General features: G+C 58.1%; 18 protein-coding genes and 2 pseudogenes. 12 read left to right on the forward strand and 8 right to left on the reverse strand.

The annotated features are described in order from the left end of the window. Window positions 1-2: 2 nt before the first annotated feature. Window positions 3-386 (forward strand): response regulator, encoded by a 384-nt coding sequence (locus EFD55_RS23055; RefSeq protein ID WP_125847730.1) that lies wholly within the window; start codon window positions 3-5, stop codon window positions 384-386. Between the two features lie 600 nt (window positions 387-986). On the opposite strand, the gene EFD55_RS23065 is transcribed toward EFD55_RS23055, so the two are convergent. Then, window positions 987-1,355: a hypothetical protein gene (locus EFD55_RS23065; protein ID WP_125847731.1), complete on the reverse strand. Its 369-nt coding sequence runs from the start codon at window positions 1,353-1,355 to the stop codon at window positions 987-989. Between the two features lie 148 nt (window positions 1,356-1,503). On the opposite strand from EFD55_RS23065, the gene EFD55_RS23070 reads away from it, so the two are divergent. Continuing rightward, window positions 1,504-2,001: a DUF4142 domain-containing protein gene (locus EFD55_RS23070; protein ID WP_125847781.1), complete on the forward strand. Its 498-nt coding sequence runs from the start codon at window positions 1,504-1,506 to the stop codon at window positions 1,999-2,001. 696 nt (window positions 2,002-2,697) lie between these two features. After that, window positions 2,698-3,084: a response regulator gene (locus EFD55_RS23085; RefSeq protein ID WP_165504861.1), complete on the forward strand. Its 387-nt coding sequence runs from the start codon at window positions 2,698-2,700 to the stop codon at window positions 3,082-3,084. Between the two features lie 5 nt (window positions 3,085-3,089). On the opposite strand, the gene EFD55_RS23090 is transcribed toward EFD55_RS23085, so the two are convergent. Then, window positions 3,090-3,587 carry a sigma-70 family RNA polymerase sigma factor gene (locus EFD55_RS23090; protein WP_125847740.1) on the reverse strand — a complete coding sequence of 166 codons (498 nt, stop codon included), beginning with the start codon at window positions 3,585-3,587 and terminating at the stop codon, window positions 3,090-3,092. A 553-nt stretch (window positions 3,588-4,140) separates the two neighbouring features. Between EFD55_RS23090 and EFD55_RS23095 the strand changes: the two genes are divergently transcribed. The 5 genes and pseudogenes from EFD55_RS23095 to EFD55_RS23115 form a co-directional block, all read left to right on the forward strand. Then, a complete protein-coding gene (locus tag EFD55_RS23095) occupies window positions 4,141-4,704 on the forward strand; it encodes a nutrient deprivation-induced protein (RefSeq protein ID WP_125847742.1) in 564 nt (187 codons plus the stop codon). Continuing rightward, on the forward strand, window positions 4,697-5,113 hold the full coding sequence (locus EFD55_RS23100) for a phage holin family protein (RefSeq protein WP_125847745.1): 417 nt from the start codon (window positions 4,697-4,699) through the stop codon (window positions 5,111-5,113). Before EFD55_RS23095 ends, EFD55_RS23100 begins: the two co-directional genes overlap by 8 nt. Next, window positions 5,113-6,117: a DUF3618 domain-containing protein gene (locus EFD55_RS23105; protein ID WP_125847746.1), complete on the forward strand. Its 1,005-nt coding sequence runs from the start codon at window positions 5,113-5,115 to the stop codon at window positions 6,115-6,117. The genes EFD55_RS23100 and EFD55_RS23105 overlap by 1 nt, the downstream gene beginning before the upstream one ends. A gap of 369 nt (window positions 6,118-6,486) precedes the next feature. After that, window positions 6,487-7,120 (forward strand): annotated as a pseudogene (locus EFD55_RS23110) (hypothetical protein). 80 nt (window positions 7,121-7,200) lie between these two features. Further along, window positions 7,201-7,755: pseudogene (locus EFD55_RS23115) on the forward strand (OB-fold nucleic acid binding domain-containing protein); the annotation flags it as partial. A gap of 384 nt (window positions 7,756-8,139) precedes the next feature. Here the strand turns inward: EFD55_RS23115 and EFD55_RS23120 are convergent. Together EFD55_RS23120 and EFD55_RS23125 are read right to left on the reverse strand one after the other, a co-directional pair. Further along, window positions 8,140-9,072, reverse strand: coding sequence for an NAD(P)/FAD-dependent oxidoreductase (locus EFD55_RS23120; protein ID WP_125847783.1), 933 nt, complete (start codon window positions 9,070-9,072; stop codon window positions 8,140-8,142). Window positions 9,073-9,352: 280 nt separating this feature from the next. Beyond that, window positions 9,353-9,937 (reverse strand): alpha-ketoglutarate-dependent dioxygenase AlkB, encoded by a 585-nt coding sequence (locus EFD55_RS23125; RefSeq protein ID WP_125847748.1) that lies wholly within the window; start codon window positions 9,935-9,937, stop codon window positions 9,353-9,355. 294 nt (window positions 9,938-10,231) lie between these two features. Here EFD55_RS23125 and EFD55_RS23130 point away from each other — a divergent pair, with 294 nt between their 5' ends. Continuing rightward, on the forward strand, window positions 10,232-10,531 hold the full coding sequence (locus EFD55_RS23130) for a hypothetical protein (RefSeq protein ID WP_125847750.1): 300 nt from the start codon (window positions 10,232-10,234) through the stop codon (window positions 10,529-10,531). Window positions 10,532-10,830: 299 nt separating this feature from the next. On the opposite strand, the gene EFD55_RS23135 is transcribed toward EFD55_RS23130, so the two are convergent. Then, complete coding sequence (locus tag EFD55_RS23135; protein ID WP_125847751.1) at window positions 10,831-11,715, reverse strand: DUF72 domain-containing protein; 885 nt, start codon at window positions 11,713-11,715, stop codon at window positions 10,831-10,833. 897 nt (window positions 11,716-12,612) lie between these two features. Between EFD55_RS23135 and EFD55_RS23140 the strand changes: the two genes are divergently transcribed. Both EFD55_RS23140 and EFD55_RS23145 read left to right on the forward strand, forming a co-directional pair. Further along, the gene (locus EFD55_RS23140) at window positions 12,613-14,169 is read left to right on the forward strand and encodes a phospholipase D family protein (protein ID WP_125847753.1); all 1,557 of its coding nucleotides are present in this window, start codon (window positions 12,613-12,615) and stop codon (window positions 14,167-14,169) included. A 671-nt stretch (window positions 14,170-14,840) separates the two neighbouring features. After that, entirely contained in the window at window positions 14,841-15,164 is a 324-nt protein-coding gene (locus tag EFD55_RS23145) for a PCC domain-containing protein (protein ID WP_125847755.1), read from the forward strand. A gap of 15 nt (window positions 15,165-15,179) precedes the next feature. Here the strand turns inward: EFD55_RS23145 and EFD55_RS23150 are convergent, their stop codons facing one another. Continuing rightward, complete coding sequence (locus EFD55_RS23150; protein ID WP_125847757.1) at window positions 15,180-16,253, reverse strand: PAS domain S-box protein; 1,074 nt, start codon at window positions 16,251-16,253, stop codon at window positions 15,180-15,182. Window positions 16,254-16,822: 569 nt separating this feature from the next. On the opposite strand from EFD55_RS23150, the gene EFD55_RS23155 reads away from it, so the two are divergent. Beyond that, window positions 16,823-18,595: an adenylate/guanylate cyclase domain-containing protein gene (locus EFD55_RS23155; protein WP_125847759.1), complete on the forward strand. Its 1,773-nt coding sequence runs from the start codon at window positions 16,823-16,825 to the stop codon at window positions 18,593-18,595. A gap of 274 nt (window positions 18,596-18,869) precedes the next feature. Here the strand turns inward: EFD55_RS23155 and EFD55_RS23160 are convergent, their stop codons facing one another. Beyond that, on the reverse strand, window positions 18,870-19,412 hold the full coding sequence (locus EFD55_RS23160) for a GNAT family N-acetyltransferase (RefSeq protein ID WP_125847761.1): 543 nt from the start codon (window positions 19,410-19,412) through the stop codon (window positions 18,870-18,872). Further along, window positions 19,412-19,720, reverse strand: coding sequence for a type II toxin-antitoxin system TacA family antitoxin (locus EFD55_RS23165; protein WP_125847763.1), 309 nt, complete (start codon window positions 19,718-19,720; stop codon window positions 19,412-19,414). The genes EFD55_RS23160 and EFD55_RS23165 overlap by 1 nt, the downstream gene beginning before the upstream one ends. Window positions 19,721-20,263 lie beyond the last annotated feature (543 nt).

The raw sequence follows: 20,263 nt of genomic DNA on the forward strand, positions 1-20,263 counted from the left end.
AGATGGACGACCCTGTGGAAGTCGATGTTGAAGGCAGAAGATGCGTCCTCGTGGTAGAAGACGAATTGCTGATTGCAATGGAACTCACGGCAGCTTTGACCGCTGGTGGGTTCCGGGTGTTGGGGCCTGCAGCATCGGTTGATCACGCTCTTGATCTGATCAGGGAGGAACGTCCCCACGCTGCGGTCCTGGATTTCAATCTCATTGGCGAGAAAGTCACGCCCGTGGCTCTTCAATTGAAGGCCTTGGGGGTTCCGTTCGTCATCGCCAGCGCGGTCCATCCCACTGAGCTCGCAGTCCACTCGGTGCTTGCGGGTGTCGCCAATATTGGAAAGCCGACGGACCTGAAACGGCTTGTCGACGCGCTGAAGGCGTTTCAGACCTAACCGCTTTCATCGAACCGAATTGGCAGCGTTGCATTTGAACGTCGTGGCACCGCCCATCTGACGTTGCTCACGCAAGGACGCCTGCTGCAATGGCGGCGTCGATAAAGCGGCTTCGTGCAGTCTCTGCACTTCCATGCTGAACGAGCGCCTCAGGGAAGCTTGGCTTCGCAATAGACCTCGCTTCGGCATTCGGGCCATCGATGACCAAGCGCCTCGAGCGCTGCATCCGGCCCGTCCACCCGTTCCCGGAAGCCGTTGCCGATCCTCACAAAGACCGGCGCCCGCCATTTCAACCTGAATCTACTTCGATCACCTTGTCCCAGGTCATTCCTCATGCCGATACTGGTTCCCGCCGCCCGATTCGCGCTTGCGTCGATATCATCGGGGCGCCTTCAGCCTCCGCGTCGGTCCCCATCGGAGCGGCGTGAAATCCGGCCGCACATCTGCACTTGCACCAGACAGGGATGTAGCCATGAACTGGCGCCCGGTCGTGCGCTCACAGCTCGTCATTCGCGCCGTTGCATTCCCTCCGTGGTCGTGTCGGGGTCACCGGAGCATACCTCGAGTCCGCCGGCGATGCGTCGACTTGGTGCCTTTGCATTAGCGGATCTTCTCGGTGCCGCTGGGTATCGTGACCATGGTCGGACCGCCGCCACTGCCTTGAGGCGTAGGATCACGATCGGTAGCTTCGGGCGGTCGGCTGCCGCCGCCCGCCGGGTCATCGTCGAACGTTCCGGTGCCATGAGGTTTGACATTGATTGGATCAGGAACCGTCGATGCCGTGGGTTTAGGATCGGTGTCGATGCTCTCTCCCCATATCTCGGCGGCTCCCCAGGCAATCATCGTGAGCACGAGAGCACTGATGAGCACCGCTAGGAGAGGTTTGCCATATCGCCCCTGTCTGGCGTCTGTCGCGTTTTCGGTCACTCGCTCGGGCGGGCGCTGCGACTGGTGGTCCGAATTCGTCATCGTAAAAACTCCCTAATGGCGAACCGCACCAACCGCGGCCGGATCCGGAAGTTCCAAGCCCTGCAGAAGCATACTCAAATGGGTCCAAAATAATCTCGGAATGGCCACGCGCAGAGTTTGGGCGCCAATTCCTCTGATGGAGACTTCCATAAAAATCGTTCTCGCCTCCCTTGTAGCCTGCTTGGCTGCATTTTCGGCCACGGCAGCAGACAACGCCGCTAAGCAGCACGCCACCGACCTCGGGGCGAGGGCCGCCATGTCCAATATGTTCGAGATCGAGGCCGCGAAGATCGAGATCGCGAGCGGAAAGGCTAATGACGCCAAACAGTTCGCGCATGACATGATCAGGGATCACGGCAAGGCAGGGTCTGTTCTTAGCGATGCGGCACAAAAGGACGGCATCGAACTGCCCGCAGCTCTCGACGTAGGGTTTACTTCGAAGTTGGCCGCTTTTCGGCGAAGCAGCGCCGCCAATCTTGATCAGGCCTATCTTCCCACTCAGGTGACCGCCCACGAACAGGCCGTCAACCTCTTCGAAAGCCATTCAAAGCAGGGGTCGGATGGGAAACTCAAGCGGACGGCTGCAAAAATACTGCCGGGCCTTCGGATGCATCTGACGCGAATCCGCGGCCTGACCTCGAAATGACGGTGGGAGTGATCTGGCAGCCGGTTTTTTCACCCTCTCTGACAATGTCATAACAACGCGATTGCCGCTACCATTGCCAAGGCTGAAACCAGTCCGGTCGCAGTCAGAGCGAGCGTTACGACCTCGGAGCCCCTTCCCATTTCTTTGTTCCGGACTGCGTAACTCGTGCCTAGTACCACCGCAACGAGACCCGCTCCCATCCAGCACATGAGCGTCAGCGTTCCGAAAAGCATCGCCCGATCGAACCTCAACGCTCTTCCAATGTTCCTGCCGTTTGGAAAGGCCGGGAACATTCGCCGCTGCGGCATGTTGGTTGGTTCGAACCAGATCAAGGAGACGTACGGTGGCGAACGATCGGAAAGAAACAGTCGGGCAGCTAGCTCACGACAAATGGGAGAGGGAGGGGATGCCGGATGGATGGCGTATGCAGAACCGGCAGGAACCCGAAGCGGAATCGCAAGCAGGCAATTTATGGTCTCAGCTAACGCCACCAGGCGAGGACGGTCATGGTCAAGGCAAGGTAACACCCGTAGGGATGGCGGCAGATCGCATGGATCTGGGCGAATCCGGTTTAATCAAACCACTCCAATGATTGCGTTTAGTTTCATAACCCCGCCATGCCTGCTACCACACTCGCTTGTCTGCGGACAAATCATCTACACCGGCCCGACACAACCAGGGCAGAGGAGCGAGGATTTGGAAAATTTAGCCATCGAGCTCTTTGCAGGAAAGCGCGTACTGATCGTCGAAGATGAGTATTTTCTGGCGGACGAGACCCGGCGGAAGCTTGAGAAGGCCGGCGCAACCGTTATCGGTCCGGTCGCTGGAGTGGCTGCCGCTCTGGATCTCGTCGAGAATGAGGAGCTCGACGCAGCAATCCTGGATGTTCATCTTGAGGGCGATTTAGTATTTCCGGTCGCGGACGAGCTTGAGCGCCGCAATATCCCGTTTGTCTTCGCCACGGCCTTCGACCCCTCGGTAATCCCCGGGAGGTTCACAGGCTTCGCGCTTTGCGAGAAGCCGGCCGAATTGGGAAAGATTGCGGAAGCGTTGTTCGGCCAGAGGGCCGGCGAATACCACTAGTCTGATTATTCGCTGTCGAGGGCTTTGGTCAGATGATAGCGAGCCCGGTTGATCCGGCTCTTGATTGTCCCAATCGGAACGCCGCACCGGTCTGCAGCGGCCTCGTAGCTGACACCCTGAACAAATACCAGCACAATGGCGGTTCGATAGTTCGTTGGCAAAGCAGAAATCGCGGCCTCCAACTCGCGGCCGCGCAGCTCCCAGATCTGCGATGGCTGCGATGACGCCCAAGCGGCGGAATCTTCGATCCCACCGACCTGCTCTCGTTTGGAGATTTTGAATTTGCTGCAGAAGGTGTTGCGCATGATCGTAAACAGCCAGGACCGCAGCTGAGTGCCGCGCTGATAATTCCCGGAATGTGCGATGGCCTTTGCAAGCGTTTCCTGAACAAGATCATCGATATCGCTCGTCGAACTATTGAAGCGTTTGGCGAAAGATCTGAGCGCCGTCATATTTTCCAGCAGTTCTGCCTCGGTAAAACTTGGACGATCATCAGTGGGCATTGGGGTTCTCCTCTGATGAGTGAACTTCGCCTCACCTGTTCCGTTCCACTCGGATCACCGATTCTTCCATTCGCGCCCACGCTCTTCCAACGACGCGATCCGAGCCCTGAATTCGTGGGCTTCCGGCGAAGGCGCGGGATGCGCCGCCTCGGGCCATCCGCCCCTCAGGCGACCTTTACTCGCCCTGCGGATGTCGGCGCTTTTTGCTCTAACAAGAACGGCAATATGGCGGCCCGACGCAGGGAAACCGCGCCACGACAATCACGCTCAAGGTTGCGTATGCGACTTCAGTCAGATCATTCGTCTCAAACGGTTCGATCTTTCCATCATGCAATGGCATACGCCGATATGGCTTTTAGCTGTCGCTGCATCGGCAACATCTGAAACGTAACCGTGGCTGCGGCTAGCGATTTGAACAAACCACTCGATCACACCGTCCAAGCCGCGCAAATTTCGTCGAAGAGAACAACAGGCTGGGGAGTTGGGAACAAAGCCGGCCACCCGAGGTTCGTGGGTGCGGCAGCCGCCGCTCGTACAGTCATGGGAGGCTTCAGTGTCAAACGAATTCACGGAAATGGATGGCAGGCCAAGGCCGTCATCCGAGACGTCACTGCAATCTGGAGACGCACTGCCGTCACCGCAACCTCCCGCTTCACTCGCGGGATTGAAGGAGAAGTTGGCTGATGACGTGATCGCCGCCAAAGACACCATTAAAGAAGGCGCCGATACCGCGGTCGAAAGGGTCAAAGAGGTGGTTTCCGAACAAACGACCTTCGCGGCCCGCCAAGTTGGCGGCATCGCGACGGCGCTTGAGAAAGTTGGGGCAGAACTGGAAGCATCCGACCAGCCGGAGGTCGGACGCTATGCCAGGCAGATCGGACGAAGCGTCCAAAGCGTCGCGAGGCAAATGAAAGACAAAAACATCGGCGAAATCGCGGCGCTGGCTGAGGAATTCGGTCGCAAGCAGCCGCTAGCGTTTCTTGGAATTGCAGCGCTTGCGGGACTGAGCGCAAGTAGATTTCTGACTGCTTCCGCCAAGCGGTCGCCGACGCAAACAACGAGGCGGACGCTGCCGGCTACGCCCACGGGGTCATCTGGAGGCTACACCAATGGCTAATTCTCCCGACAATGTTCCCCTCTCAGAGCTTATTGGCGGCCTCGTTGCCGATGTTACGGGCCTGTTGCGCAAGGAAATCGATCTCGCGAAGACTGAGGTGTCCGAAAAGTTCTCGCAAGCGCTCAATGGCGTGGAAGTGGTTATTTTCGGGCTTGTCCTTGCGATAGGCGCTGTGGGCGTCCTGTTGAGCGCCCTGGTTGCCGGGCTTGCGGCCTTCCTGGTCACTCAGGGTTTCACCGAAACAAACGCTAGTGCGCTCGCCTCCCTTATCGTCGGGGTGGTCATCGCTCTCATCGCCTGGGCGATGGTCTCTCGCGGCCTCACTGCGCTTCGTAGAAGCAACATGAAACTGGATCGAACCACGACCTCGCTTCGCCGCGACGTCGACGTTGTGAAGGAAAAAATCTGATGGAAACCTCCACCGAAAAAACCTCCGCCGACCTTCAGCGAGAGATCGATCAGGATCGCCAGCGCATTGGCGACCGCATCGACGCTATTCAGGAACGGATGTCGCCAGGCCAGTTGGTCGATGAAGTCCTTGCCTATGCAAAGGGCACCGGCGGCGGAGAGTATGTCAGCAACCTCGGCCAAGCGCTGAAGGCAAATCCACTGCCCGTCGCGTTGATGGGCGTGAGGCTTGCCTGGCTCATGGCGAAGGGGACCCCCGCAAGCCCGGCTGCCAGCCACCAGCCCGAACCTGAATATCCGTTATATCCGGCAAACGGCCCGGTCCGCCGTCTTGGCCCACCCCAGACCGAAAACGGATCCCGCTACAGTCATTTCGCAGACAGCTCTGGCAAGAGGCTGAAGGCGTTGACCGATGAAACGGGACACCGTGCGGGTCACTTCGTCGACGAAGCAGGTAAGACTTATCGCGGGTTTGCCGATGCCACCGGCAGACACATCGACCAGATCACCGACGAGACGGGTGCAATATTCGATGCGGCAACTGGCTGGGCGGCGGAGAAATGGGAGCAGGCAAAAAGCGCCGCAAGCGGGATGAGTGCGCGTGCGTCTGCGGCCGCGAGCTCGCTGTCTGCTCAATCGTCTTCAGCGGCGACAAGTCTCCAAGAGCAAACCAGCATGCTCAACGAGATGATCCTCAAGCAGTTCCGCGATCAGCCGCTGGTTGGGGGCGCTCTGGCTTTCGCCGTCGGAGCTGCTATCGGCGCCGCTTTGCCGCACACAGACACTGAAGACGAGTGGCTCGGCGAGGCCTCCGATTCCACCACAGACAAGCTTAGCGCTCGAGCACTGGACGTGGTCGACCAAGGCACAGAAGTGGCGACGGAGGTCTACGAAAAGGTCGCTTCGGTGGCGTCAGACGCTCACGACGTTGTTAAAGAGCGTCTCGTAAATGAGGTCGGTGCGGTCAAGGCGGGTACCCAAGGCAGTGATCGCCAATCGAGTTGAAAGTCGGGTCAGCGACGCGCGAAATCACTACAGTGCCGTGCGAGTTCATCGAGTTCAGTCCAATCTGATCAGACACCATAACAAAAAAGGCCGGGGCGAAACCGCACCGACCTTCCTCACATCGCCAATCACCAATGCTGGCAATGTACGGACGCGCGTATTCTTGGAGAAGCGCCCTTCGGAATCGGGAAGCGGTTCCTCGCCGGGTATCCGGTCAGGATTGCGCGGTGGCGTGTCGACGGGCGGCGGCGATGGCGGCGGGACAATGGGTTCGTTTGGCACATACATGGGGTCCTCCTCGCTGCGAGAATGTGGGAAATCCCCCGAGTTCCGTTGACGCTTGACCGCTTCGACACCATTTGCTGCGACATGCCCAAGACGAAGACGAAAAGCAAGGAAACCGACGATCCCGAGCTGATCAGGGGTGGCCACTTCCAGTGGTGGCGACCCTCGGCTCTGGTCAGGGCGAAGGGGATTCTGCAGGAAATTCACTCCCGGCTACCATCCCTTGTCCGGAAGTCGCTGGATATACAGGCGGGCGGGCTCATCCTCGTCATGCCGGAGACTTCGAAGACAGAATTCAGAGCGACCGCATCAGCCGTTTCCAGCGCACTGGACGGCATCGCAGACCTTCCGGTCATTCCCCGCGAGATCGAGGATATTCTGACGATCACCGCATCAGCGGAAACGCTGGCTCGAGGACGGCCGTCTGCCCAGCGCCGGAACGCGAACAATCAGGCTGCAAGGGCGCGCAAGGAGCATCACCTTTCACCTATTTGTCCCCCGAGTCGTCGAAGATCTGCTCGACCGTGGCGCCGTGGATGAATGGCGAGATGACGACGCAGCGGCGAAAGCGGAAAATCGCAGGCCGGCCGCGTATCAGGCGAAGCTGACGCGTTCGCTGAAGAAAAAGGAAAAAGCCAAACAGACCGAACGAGCCGATCAAGCCGCGACCGGCTTGAGCGGGTGGGACGAATTCGGGAGCGACGGTCTCCTTCGGTAGGATTGCCGTCAGTGGAAGTTTCGTGCCTTCACTTTCAGCGTATCGATGTGCAGATCTCTGACGAAGATATCCCTCGGCTCGTCGGGTTGACACTACGCGAGCATCCGCTCGCCTTCCTGCGGAAGGATCTGCAGAAGAAGAACACCGTCACGTGCTCGGAAGCGATGAACGCTCGCGACGGCCGCTGGCTGATGACCGCGGGCCTTGTTCTGGTCAGGCAGAAGCCCGGATCGGCAAAAGGCGTGATGTTCATCACGATCGAGGACGAGACGGGTCCTGCCAACCTGGTGGTCTGGCCACCGTTGTTCGAAAAGCGCCGTCGCGTTGTGCTCGGATCATCGATGATGGCGTCCAATGGGAAGATCCAGAGAGAGGGCGATGTCGTTCATCTTGTTGCACAGCAGCTCTTCGGCCTGTCCGGCGATCTATCCGGTCTGGCGGATCGCGACATTGATTTCAGGCTACCGACAGGCAGGGGCGACGAGTTCGCGCATGGCTCTCCCGGAAGTTCGGATTCGCGGGATCGACCGAAGCCTCTGCCCGCCCGGTTCGAGAAAAGCCTCGAGCCCGAAAACGGCGCGTCGTTGATGAACACGCGCCGTGCTTCGAGCTGGTTTGCGACGGCGATCCGGTAGCGGTCTGGAAGGACCGGGCGATCGACGTAAGCGGATTGGCATCGACAGCGGGCACCTTGTGGCAGAGGAAAACCCAGTCGCTCTGGCAAATCCCTGTAAATCCGACAATATGGGCGACACATTTGAATCACTCCACCTTCTCCCGGAAATCCTCTCTGTAGATCGGCGGCATCGTTGGATTGGCGGCTGCCACAATCGCGGAGACCAGGTTACTGCATCGTTCGTTTCTACTCTGGACGCGCCCATTGGATGGTCGGACCCGGAGCTGCCCTTTCCCGAACCGGCGCAACCGATCCACCGCGCGATTGGTGGTAGCGCAAACGGCGGCGCAGCTTCACTGTTACCTGCGGTGAATGCGCCGGTGTGTCCTGATGTTTCCGAAGGTTAACAACGCACGAGGGTGGCTTGCTCGCTAAGGTCGTTGCGAATGGTCGTAGCAGCAACACCTGCCTGCCCCATGGCGTGGCTGATCTGGTCAAGACCGGCGACGACGTCTCCTGCGGCGTAAAATCCTGGCACCGTGGTCCTCTGGTGACTATCGACGGTAACGCACCCTTCTTCCGATAGCCTGGCGCCAACTTGTGATGCCAGTTCCGAACATATGTCGGATCCGAGAGCCGCATATAAGGAAGCGAATGAATAGGTTTCCGTGGGCGTCGTGACGCGTATCGTATCATTATCCAGATAGGTCGAGGCAATGGGGCCGACCCCCATTCTTATTCCGAGGTGGGCCAAGGACGACGTCTCGACTTCGGACAGATCATGCACGCCCTCGGGCGATATCAGAGTGAGATCCTTCGTATAACTTCGAAGGAAAACGGCCTCCTTGAACCCCTTGGCTCCAGTTCCGAGAACACCGACGGGCTTGTCTGTCACCTCATAACCGTCACAGACGGGGCAGTAGCGCAGAAGGCCACGAACCACGGCTTCATCATGAGTTGCCTGTGGCATCGCAGGCGGTCGGTTGACGACTCCGGTTGCCAAGAGTATGGCCCGAGAGCGGATGCTGCCGTTCTCGAATTCTGCCACGAACAGGTTGTCGACTCTATGCAGCGTCGTGATCTTGCGGCATCGAATGGCTGCCCCGTAGAGCTGAGCCTGGGCATTCATTCTCGCCAGCAGCTCAGTGCCGCTGATACCGCACGGGAATCCGGCGTGGTTGTGCGACATAGGGATGATGGAAGCCCGGCTTGAGTTATCGTGGAAGACCGTCACCGAAAGATGGTAGCGCGCCAGATAAATCGCCGCGGTGAGGCCAGCCGGACCGCCCCCGATGACCAAGCAGTCTTTTACTTCGTCTTCAAATGCGGTGGTCATCATTCCATTCTCATCCTATTGGCCCCGACCGGGATTACTCGAATGTTGGACGTCATTGGCAACCTCGGGAAACGACGATGGTTCCATTCTCCGCTCACACCGTTCGCGATGCCGTTGACATCCACGCGATGCTGTCGAGGACAACCCTGATCAGCGCCATCCCGTTGGTTTCAGACCGAACGCGGATGGATTTCCGGCGCTTTTTGTATCGGCTGAAGCGATCAAGATTCCCGGGAACAAATGGGCAACAACAGGTCGGGCGACAATGAGCGACGCCCCCTCAGGTTACCGGGCTCAGTTCACGGAAAGTTATCGAATAACGCAGCTGAGCGACTGGCGGGATGGAATGCTCCCACCGGGTTCTGGCTTCGCCCGCCATCACATAGGCCGATCGCGGTTCGAGCGTGATCGAGCTACGCTGCCACTTGCTGCCTTGGCGCCGTCTTAGTCGGAAAGTGCATGCAGATAGCAGCGAGACTCCAACGACTCGACCGAAGACGAATTTATCCCTGTGCCAGCCGATCGGAGCCCCGGGACCATATTCGGTTACCAATGCCTGTTCCAACCGATCAGGGTCGATGCCAGCAAATGCAGATACGATTTTGCGAAGCGGCAAAAGAAATAGCGGAATATCTTCGCTCTTTCGGACACGCTCTGTATCGAAGTCGTATTTCCAGCCGTAGGAGACCGTCCTGCGTTTACCTTCGAATCCGTGGAAATCGAAAGCCTTGAACGGCAGCTGTAGCATCTCTTCCAGAATGGCCTGCTGCAGATCGTCGGGGACCACATCCGGCCAATAGCGAAATCCCTCCGGCAGGGACGGTTCGACTGCACCAAAGAGGTCATGCTGGTCCATCGTGCTCATGTAAATTTCTCGTATTTGCCTACTGCCGCAGTGGACCCACGAATTTTAGCGTCGCGATGTCGTTGACTGTGGTTCACACAACGATCCGGATCTTCCGATGGCGGAATTCGGCATGCTCAGGTCTCTAGGAACGTCGGGCGGCTTAGTGTGTTCCTTGTAGGGGAGAGGCGTGCCTGCCTGCACCCTTCGAAGGATGTCCACGGTTCAGTTAAAAGCCGCGCGCGATCAACGCTTGGCGCGTCGCGATTGGGTGACCGGTCCGGAACAATCCGGGCCGCTCAGAGTTCGCGCGCCATGCCCTACGTGATCGAACTTCTTCTTCCAGTCCCGCGCGAGCGCCCTAGCTCGGTGAATTTTGACGCTGTCCGTGACGAACTCACCGCACAATTTGGCGGCGTTACATTATATGTGAATTCACCCGCTGAAGGCTTGTGGGAAGTTGATGGAGAGGTTGAGCATGACGTGATCGTTGTTGCCGAAGTCATGACTGAAGATCTCGACCGAACCTGGTGGGCGGCATATCGAAAACAGCTGGAGGCTCGTTTCGATCAGGAGGAAATCGTGATCCGAGCCACGCAAGTCCAGCGTCTTTGAACCCATGTCCCGGCAGGGAGGCCCACGGTCTTGCACGCGTTGAACGATTTAAGCATCAGTCCAACCGAATAATTCCAGCCCTCGCAGTAGTTCCTCGGTTTCATACAAGCCATCGCCGGAACACTGGTCTGGTCAACGGCACGCTGGGCCTCCCCTGTTGCCGCCGTTTAACCAAAGCGAAGTCGGTGTCCCCGCCTGATTTCCTTGAGGGCGGCAGCATGAAAGCGATGACGTGGTATTTACGCGACTGCTATGAAATCGTCACTCGCCTAAAATCAGAGCGATCTTAAGAGAGGCCATCAGGCCGATGCGTCGATCAGCTGTGAAAGCCGCTTGGCGTTCTTGATCGAATAACCATCGCGATCGTTATTGAAATAGACCCACACGGTCTTAGCGCCAGACAGCTTGATGCGCTCCGCCCACACCGTCAATTCGGCATCGCTGTAGTCATGGCGGTACCATTGTTTGATCCCATGGAACCGGATGTAGATGTCGTCGGCTGTCCGAACAAGCTCATCCGGCAATCGGGGACCGCTGCATGAACAGAAGATCGCGCCTGCAGCTTTGAACGCCCTATAAACATCCTTATTCCACCAGCTCTTGTGACGGAATTCGACGACGTTCCTGCGACGGGAATCCAGCTGCGACAAGATCATTTGCAACATGTCTGTGGAGTAGCGCACGCTCGGTGGAAGCTGAAACAGAAAACATCCCATCTGCATTCCAAGAACGTCTGCGATGTATCCGAAATCTTCAATGAGGGCGTGGGTATCTTCGAAGCGTTTGATATGCGTGATGAGCTCGCACACCTTGATGGTATAGACGAAGCTCGGCTCGGCCTGACGTTTCCATGTCTTGACAGTTGCCACCGTCGGCCAGGAATAAAATGGGGCATTGAGCTCGACGGTCTTGAAATTGTCCTGGTAGATCGAAAACAATTGATTGGAGGGAACGTCGTTCGGGTAAAAATGGCCCTTCCAGTGCCAGTAATACCACCCGGAACAGCCAATATGGACCCGCCTGGCTACATTGTCATCGGAGGTGATCATAATCAGCGGATCGCTCGCCAGACGGGCTAGATGCATTTTAGCGGCGCGCGCAATATTGGCATCGCGCTGTTTTTGGCGGCGCTCGGCGCGCCGTACCCGCCGACTTTCAATCTCTTCAGCAGTGCGCTCTACCATTTGGTATCCGTGCGAAGGTCTTTCGGCGCAAGGGCCGCTCGGCTGCACCGCCAACCGTCCTGCGATATGTTTTCAAGCGCAGCAGAAGCGACGTATCCCTGATGTTAAATTGCGATATCGCCGAGCAAAATAATGCCAGAAAGCTCACCTTCATTGGTGAAGACTACCAGCCGCCGCATCTGCAGCTCCGCGTTCGCCCGGCCACCTCGGTAATATCGTCATCCTTTCAGGCAACAACAGCGTAACCTCGTACTTTCATCGAACTCTTCCCTTGTTTCTGACGGCCAGCAGCGGTTTCGCCAGAGTAACTCCGACAAAGGGCGCGGGTTCCGGCCTACGCAGGTCTATCCGACGGTTTTGCTTGAAGTCTTTCGTTCCCTCATTCATGGCGCCCAGGGATTGAACCACAGGCGGCTCGTCCCCGCGCTGGACGAGGTCTATTGCCGCCCAGATGATACCAAGCGGAGGAAGGCGTGATCCCGAAGCTGGAGACGCACGCTGGCGCGGCTCGAACGGATCTCGACCATCGAGGCAAGCAGCGCTCGTCGGAAACATCCAAATTCGTCCACCCGACCTGGGGGCGGTGAACGATGGCAAGTGGCTGCAGCGCCAACCTTGAAGGCAGTCACCTGGCTCGAAGGGAACTGGCGAGTTAAAAGCCGAGTGGTCTGGAGGTTTCGTCGGGCGCCACCGTGATTGCAGAGGGTTTTGGCAGAACGGGCTGTTCAAACTTGGCCTGGGGTCGCGGCGCCATTTTCTCGGTCGCGACCTTAGTCTTTGTCCCCTCCTCCTTCGCATCTTTTATGGCGACACCTTGCTCGCTACTCGCGTGACCCTATTTTACCCGGGCGGATCAAGTCAGCATAGCGCTTCCTAGCCGCGGCTCAGGGGTATCGTGTGAGTTGGTTCGGCATTGCCATCATCGCGACCGTAGCGCTGGTAGCCCTATGGGCTCTGGCAGCATCAAGCTATGCCGGGTTTCTGAAGCGAGTCCAGAAAGTCGATTCCCACGTCCTCAAGATTGCCGCTGCCGACACCGAGCTTGATCGATACGGCGCCGGGCTTTGCCACAAGCGGGAGGCGGCAAGCGGCCTCGTCCTGATCACCTCCAACCTAGACGCGTTCGCAGCCAGGCTTCTAGCGGCCCGTTCCGCCGGGCGCAGCCTCGATCTCATGTACTATATGTGGAATGCGGACCTGACCGGAATGCTGATCATGCGGGAGGTCGTCGCGGCGGCCGACCGTGGCGTACGCGTGAGGATCCTTCTCGACGATCTCGGCGTCTCCATGTCCGACAAGATCTTCCATGCGATCGACTGTCATCCGAACATCGAGCTGCGGCTCTTCAATCCCACAAAGGCACGTGAGAATATCCTACGTCGCGGCCTCGAGATGGCCTTGCGGTTCCGAAGCGTCAATCGTCGCATGCACAACAAGGCATGGATTGCCGATGGCCGGATCGCGATGGTCGGGGGGCGCAATATTGGAGATCCGTATTTTGATGCCGGGGAGAACGCTAACTTCAGGGACTTCGATCTCTTGATGGTCGGTGAAGCCGTTGCGAAGACGGAGCGTCTGTTCGACGGCTACTGGAACAGTTCGGTGGCCGTGCCCGTGCGTGCGCTTCTGTCACGCAGAGCTAACAAGCTGAAGAAGCTTCGCCGCAATATGGAACGCCTTCATTTCGAACAGCGCGCCCAGCCATATCTTGATCCAGTTCGCGATGAAACATCGCTGACGCATATCGTTGCCGAAGACCGCTACATATGGGTCGACAAACTCGACGTTTTGGCCGATCCGCCAGAGAAGGCGGCCGGGAAGCTGCGCAGCGGGCAAAATACGCTAATGGGAATGCTGCTCCCGGTCATCACGGGCACGGCCGAGTTCATCCATATCACCTCGCCGTACTTCGTTCCCGGCGAACGCGGCGTCGAGGCGCTGACGAAGCTACGCGATAAAGGAGTAAAGGTTTCCGTTCTGACGAACTCGCTTGCAGCCACCGATGTTGCCGCAGTTCACGCAGGATATTCGCGCTACCGCCCCGCCCTGCTAAAAGCCGGCATTGCGCTCTTTGAGTTGAAATCGATTGCAGACATGGGATCCTTCTCCTTGCGCGGTTCCAAGCAGGCCAGCCTTCACACGAAGGCCTTTGCCAGGGATGGCAAGTACGGCTTCATCGGATCTCTCAATCTCGATCCGAGGTCCGTATCCTTAAACACCGAAATGGGTGTCCTGTTCGAGTCACAGGATCTTGTCGAGCGAATGGACGCGATCTTTGCCGTAGAAACCGATGCGGATTCGAGCTATCCCCTGACGCTCGAAAAGGGATCCGTTCGGTGGCTTAAGGTCGTCGAGGGCAGAAATACTCTCCTCCGAGGCGAGCCGGATGCCGGGATTGCCCGGCGCGCGACAGCTTGGCTGATCAAGTGGTTGCCGCTCGAATCTCAGCTATAACCCTGACGACTGGTCTCGTCATGAGAGGGCAAGCTCAACTGTGAGAAGGCATAAGATACCACGATCGTAGGAGAATGTGGTCTTGGACTAAGCGAAGCAGTCATCTGGATCGAGGCCGGCAAGACCGATCAGGTCGTCAACAACCCGGCGCATGATCCCGCGTGCGCTTCTCTCGGCCATGACCCATCCCCACCCGCGCGACCGGCTCATCTTAACCGGTTCCGCTACGACCCCACCCGTACGGTTTCAGCCAATGGATAAGTCATGAAAATTTCCGACGTCAAAATCATTGTCTTCTCGCCGGGACGCAACTTCGCCCGTCAACGCGAATCCCACCTGAGACAAACGTGGACCACCTGACTACCGCGCGAGAGAAGTACGCGTCTCCAAGCCGTCAGCAGGACCCGGTAAAGACAGCCCTGGCCCGAGGGCTTGTCGCGGAATGCCGCGATCGTGACCCTGATTCATTGCGGCATCGACCCGCCATGCCCTTGCACCGAGGGATTTTCGTTAAGACCGTCGAGTGCTTCCTCCATTTGTTCCATTGTCACAAGAAGGCATCTCGGCGGCCATGACGATCGCCAGAACAATGCCTGCATCGGCCAGCGCGAGCGAACAGATTCGCTAGCCCGCCTGGCAAGGCTGATGGTCGACGAGCACATACCTTCGCCATGCTTTCTGGATTCGGGTTCGCTGGCCAGATCACGTTCGGCTTCTTCGATTTCGAAGCCCGCGAATACAAGCCGAAGACCTATGAAAACCTTGAGGTGACCAACTTGACGGGCTCGCTTGCGTGGAAGGAAGGAAAGCCGCTGCCGCATCTGCACGCAACCGCCGGCAGCTCTTCCTTCGCAGCGGTCTGCGGTCACCCGTTGGCGCTGGAGGTTGGGCGTCGTTCGATTGAGATCAACGTGATGACCCTACCAGACCGCCTTGAACCGATCGTCGACGCCTCGATCGCCGTCCACGTCCTGCAACTCGGTCCGGCCGGTTGAGACACGAGGCTCGTTTTAGTCGCTGATAGCGCGGCGGGGGATGGACAGGCGAATCGAGAGTCCATCCGGCATCCACTCGCGCGAGATTTCGACCCCGACGCTCTTTCCGATTATCTGCTCAAGCCGGCTTCCAAAACCGATCGAACGTGGCTCTGATGTAGGCTGCAGAGGACCACTGCTCTCCAGCCAGACGATCTCGAGGATCTCGCCCTTCACCGCCGCTGCTATCTCCAGCTTTCCCTCTTCGACGGACAGCGCACCATATTTCGCGGCGTTAGTCGCGAATTCATGGAACAGCAGCGCGAAGTTTGTAATTTTGGTGCCGCTGATGTCGATGTCATCTCCGATCAGTTGCCAACGATTGGCACCGTCCCGCCCATATGGCGCGAGAATATTCGACAGAAGCTGAAAGAGGGTGGTCTCCGGAGCGCCGGTCGCGGCCTCACCGTTCAAACTCGGCAATGTCATCTCATGCGCCCGCGAGAGGGCCATCAACCTGTCCTTCATCCCCGCAGCGAGATCGGCAGTCGTCTTTGCCGTCCTTGCCGCAAGGGTGATGATGCTGCCGGTAATGGCGAACAGGTTTTTTACCCGGTGATGCATCTCGCGCATCAGAAGTTCCTGACGCTCGGCGGCGCGCTTACGCTCTGATATGTCGCGGGCAATTTTCGATGCGCCGATGATCTTTCCGTTGCTATCCCGAATAGGCGAGATGGTCAGAGAAATATCGATCAGGGTACCGTCTTTACGTCGTCGTATCGTCTCGAAGTGATCGACGCGCTCGCCGGCCTGGATGCGGGCGAGAATGGCGGGTTCCTCCTCGAGGCGATCGGGTGGAATGACGATCGTGATCGGGTTGCCGATAGCCTCGTCTGCCGTATAACCGAAAACACGCTCAGCGCCCTTGTTCCAGGTCGTGATGATTCCGCTGAGGCTCTTGCTAACGATCGCATCGTCGGAGGATTCGACGATCGCTGCAAGAAAAGCCGCAGCATTATGTCCGTGCTGCGCAGCTTCTATGTCGGCCTCCAGCTGTTGCAAACGGATCTGGGCCTGGCCCTCGTGTTGCTGGTTATCGGAAATCGACATTTACGCCCCGTCAATCAACGCACTTTTCAAGAATCGAGACGGCCGAGACCGCTAATGCACCGCCGACCATATTCGCTAAACACCACAAACAATAGTCAGAATGATATTAGGAGTCGCAATTCTGTATGACGCCTTCCGAACGCGAGATCGCTGGCAAAATGCCTTCGCCTTGAAGGGATTAGAACCGACGACCCTGTTGTTATAAAGCCATCCATCTCAATTTCCCCAACAGCGGCCGAGGCTTCGGGCCAGCTCGCACCCGTCTCCAAGCTGATTGCCAAAGGACGTGTTGGGGCCGGAACCGGACTGGCAACTTCAGGCTGCGGATCTTCAACGCGCGGACATTCGGGTGAGCGCGGACATCGTCGTGACTTGACCCTAAGTGGGCTATCGGAACAACCGCGTTGGACGGCCGGGAGCATGACAGAGCAGTCATTGCGCGGGGCTACAATGGCGGCTGCGTCCACATGAGCATGGTCCGATCTCAACCAAGGTCGCTTTGAGCAGCGGCTAAAAGTTCTTTCTTGCCCTCTGTCTCCCTGCTATCGTGGACGCTAGGAGACAGCGCCATGAGCGAGAACCGAAAGCTGGCTGCAATCCTGGCCGCGGACGTGGTTGGGTACAGTCGGCTTGCCGGCGCTGACGAGGACCTCACCCTGGCGAGATTGCGGACACTGCGCAGCGATCTCATTGATCCGACGATCTCCGTGCACCACGGCAGGGTGGTGAAGCGCACCGGCGATGGTGCGCTGGTCGAGTTCCGAAGCGTGGTGGACGCCGTTCGCTGCGCCATTGAGGTGCAGAACGGTATGGTGGAGCGCAATGACGGCGTCCCGCAGGACCGTCGCATTGAGTTCCGGATCGGTATCCATTTGGGCGACGTCGTCGAGGAAAGCGATGGCGATCTGATGGGCGACGGCGTCAACATCGCCTCGCGATTGGAGGGCGTCGCCGCAGCGGGCGCGATCTGCCTGTCCGAGGATGCCTATCGCCAAGTCAAGGCGAGGCTCGACCTCTCGGTCAGCGATCTCGGCAGCACACAGCTCAAGAACATTGCCGAACCGATCCGGGTCTATTCGCTGCAAGTCGGCAGCGCAGGGACCAAATTAGCCGTGCCCCCGGAAACCGCGACGAGCCAACCGGCGAAGGCAGCGGCGTCGAAGTTGTCGATCGCCGTCCTGCCCTTCGCCAACATGAGCGGTGACGCCGAACAGGACTACTTCGCCGACGGCATTTCGGAAGACATCATCACGGCGCTATCGAAGTTGTCACAGCTCTTCGTCATCGCTCGCAATTCATCGTTCACTTTCAAGGGCAAGAACGTCCATGTGCAGGAGGTGGGCACGAAGCTCGGCGTGCGGCATGTACTTGAAGGCAGCGTACGCAAATCGGGGAACAGGGTACGCATCACCGCGCAGCTCATCGACGCAACCACCGGCGGGCACCTATGGGCGGAGCGGTTCGATCGCGACCTCACCGACATATTCGCGGTTCAGGACGATGTCACGCAACAGATCGTCGGCGCGCTGGCGGTCAACCTGACAGAGGGCGATCGGCAAAGGCTTGCACCGGGGCAGACCCGGCACCCCGAGGCGTATGACTGCTTCTTGCGTGGCCGGGAGCTGTGGCACCGGCTGACGAAGCAAACGAACAGCGACGCCCGCGACCTTTTGCAACGTGCCGTCGAACTGGACCCGAACTTCGCCTCGGCGCACGCCTTCCTCGCCCTTACCCACGGGCTCGACTACCTGAACCGGTGGAGCGCGTTGCCGCAGCGCTCGATCGAGCAAGCCGAAGAGGCTGCGACGCTGGCGGTAGCGCGGGATGATAGCGATCCCGTGGCGCACTGGTCGCTAAGTCTGGTCAACCTTTACTCGCGACAGCACGATGGAGCCATCAGCGAGGCCGAGCGTGCGATAGTCCTCAATCCGAACTTCGCCGAAGGGCAGGTCAGCCTCGGCGAGGCACTTGTCTATTCAGGCAGATCCGAGGAGGCACTCGCCTATTTCGATCGTGCGAGGGTTCTGAACCCGTACTTTCCGGATGTCGTTCTTCACTTTCAGGCCTGGGCCTTGTTTCAACTGGGAAGGTACGAAGAGGCCGTCGAACTGTTGCTGCAGCGCGTGAGCCGCAACCCCGTAACCGATGTTTCGCGCGCGCTTCTGGCTGCCTGTTACGGGCACCTCGGCCGTTTCGAAGAGGCTCGCGCAACGTGGCAAGAGGTGCTGCGCGTCAATCCCGACTACTCCTTGGAATACCGGCGCAAAGTCTTGCCCTTCAAGAACCCCGCCGATTTCGAGCTCGTCATCGAGGGGCTGCGCAAGGCCGGTGTCGTACAGTGACAATGATTAATGTCCGATCTTGAACCTGTTGCCGCCATTTGGACGGAGTATGAGCAATAGCCAATGCCGGCGCAACGACGACCTCCAGCAAGATCTGCTTTCAGGAAGCTGCGAAGGCGCCCTCTACGGCCGACACATGGGGCGCGAAGCCGCGGATCAGGAAGTTGTCGGTAATCTCGCCCCACCCCTCCTTGAGCCAATCGATGTTCGCCTCAAAGCCGCCAGCGGCAGCAACCAGGCGAGACCCGTCGAGAACTCCATGAGCGGCAGGGGTTTAGTCGAACATCTTTTTGATCGTCGCGATTGGGATGAACATCCGCATCGCGTTTGTCGACAGAGGCTGGAAGCCGTATTCTTTGTAAAGCTTTACTCGTCTCTCGGTCCGCTCTGCATCACTGCAATCCAGGACATCGAGCATGACGATCGCCGTACCTATTTCATCCGATATACGCGCTATTCGCGTCAAGCAGTCGATCAGCAGGTCGCCGCCGTATCCGCTGCCAGCGAATTTCAAGTCGCGACCGATCATTGAGATGTAGGCCGCGGGAATTGACCCATGTCCGGGCCGGTTGCGGGCGAACCTTTTCGGAAGCTCCGTATAATCAACAGCGTGGCTGTTGATGGCGTAGAAGCCCATCACTGGGCCGCCGTCTTGCGTCATCACGAAAACACGAAGATTGTCGCTCTTCTGAAGCTTGTTTGCGGTCTTCTGAAAGAAATTGTCGACCTGCTCAATGCCGCACGAAAAAGCCGCCCGATCATGTTTTGAGGGATCAAGCGGCTCGATGATTGGCTTTGGCGCTTCATTTTGCGGCATTATTTTGAAACGACAGTCTCGCTGTGACGCTTGAAAGCAGCCTTAAGTTTATCTCTCGGCTCTGGTGGGTTGTCCAGTGCAGCAAAAAACGCAGCATGATCGGCAGGCTGCAAAAGGGTCCGTTCATGAGCGGCAATCGTCATCATGGCGGATTGATAAGCAGCGTTGATCGTGAAAGCGGAGTCGTCTACACCGGACAGCGCAGCAGCGCGTTGAATTGCCGTCTTGATGCGCGCCTTCGTACGGAAGCCCATACGTGCGTCGTTTGGTTCATCGATTTCGGCAGTCATGTCTTTGAAAACAGGCATAATCGCCTCCAATTCCAGTGTAGCAGTGTGGCTATTTGTACGTCAAACTGACGTACCCGTCAAGTCGGCATGCGGATCTTTGTACGTCGCGTGTGCGTACGTGCAATGGACGTCGCGCAACTTCTATGGTTCCTGCGCACCATGCATGTGGGGCTGGCGAACCGTCAACGGCTCATCGTTAGCCGAGACAAGCCCACCGAGATACCAAACTTATCTACCACGGTTGTGTGATGACATTGACCGCACAATAGCCTGATTTCTCGAACATCCTGAGAGCTCCTGCATCGCTGGATAGTAAATATCAGTCCACGAAAAAGATTTCGAACCACCGAGCCGTTGATACTCAGCATCGAGAACAAAGCCTAGCCGGCAAAGTGTCTGGCCATTCCTGCGCGCCATGGAGGACGCGAAGAATACGGTAGTCCTCCCCGTTTTAGCGGGGTTCAGCGGTAGAATTCACGCGGCCATTTTCAGTTTCTGAGCGGGTGTGATGCCGCCAATGCCCATGTTGGGCCGTTCGTGGTTATACGTCCAAAGCCACTC

Origin of the sequence: Rhizobium pisi, from assembly GCF_003938655.1 — a bacterium.
GTDB classification, from domain to species: Bacteria; Pseudomonadota; Alphaproteobacteria; order Rhizobiales; family Rhizobiaceae; genus Rhizobium; species Rhizobium pisi.

Excerpts from the sequence above, each read along its gene's own strand:
- EFD55_RS23130 (WP_125847750.1), top strand. The coding sequence starts at position 10,232 with ATGCCCTACGTGATCGAACTTCTTCTTCCAGTCCCGCGCGAGCGCCCT.
- EFD55_RS23160 (WP_125847761.1), bottom strand. The coding sequence starts at position 19,412 with ATGCCGCAAAATGAAGCGCCAAAGCCAATCATCGAGCCGCTTGATCCC.
- EFD55_RS23120 (WP_125847783.1), bottom strand. The coding sequence starts at position 9,072 with ATGACCACCGCATTTGAAGACGAAGTAAAAGACTGCTTGGTCATCGGG.
- EFD55_RS23135 (WP_125847751.1), bottom strand. The coding sequence starts at position 11,715 with ATGGTAGAGCGCACTGCTGAAGAGATTGAAAGTCGGCGGGTACGGCGC.
- EFD55_RS23165 (WP_125847763.1), bottom strand. The coding sequence starts at position 19,720 with ATGCCTGTTTTCAAAGACATGACTGCCGAAATCGATGAACCAAACGAC.
- EFD55_RS23090 (WP_125847740.1), bottom strand. The coding sequence starts at position 3,587 with ATGCCCACTGATGATCGTCCAAGTTTTACCGAGGCAGAACTGCTGGAA.
- EFD55_RS23055 (WP_125847730.1), top strand. The coding sequence starts at position 3 with ATGGACGACCCTGTGGAAGTCGATGTTGAAGGCAGAAGATGCGTCCTC.
- EFD55_RS23155 (WP_125847759.1), top strand. The coding sequence starts at position 16,823 with ATGAGCGAGAACCGAAAGCTGGCTGCAATCCTGGCCGCGGACGTGGTT.
- EFD55_RS23100 (WP_125847745.1), top strand. The coding sequence starts at position 4,697 with ATGGCTAATTCTCCCGACAATGTTCCCCTCTCAGAGCTTATTGGCGGC.
- EFD55_RS23125 (WP_125847748.1), bottom strand. The coding sequence starts at position 9,937 with ATGAGCACGATGGACCAGCATGACCTCTTTGGTGCAGTCGAACCGTCC.
- EFD55_RS23145 (WP_125847755.1), top strand. The coding sequence starts at position 14,841 with ATGCTTTCTGGATTCGGGTTCGCTGGCCAGATCACGTTCGGCTTCTTC.
- EFD55_RS23105 (WP_125847746.1), top strand. The coding sequence starts at position 5,113 with ATGGAAACCTCCACCGAAAAAACCTCCGCCGACCTTCAGCGAGAGATC.
- EFD55_RS23065 (WP_125847731.1), bottom strand. The coding sequence starts at position 1,355 with ATGACGAATTCGGACCACCAGTCGCAGCGCCCGCCCGAGCGAGTGACC.
- EFD55_RS23150 (WP_125847757.1), bottom strand. The coding sequence starts at position 16,253 with ATGTCGATTTCCGATAACCAGCAACACGAGGGCCAGGCCCAGATCCGT.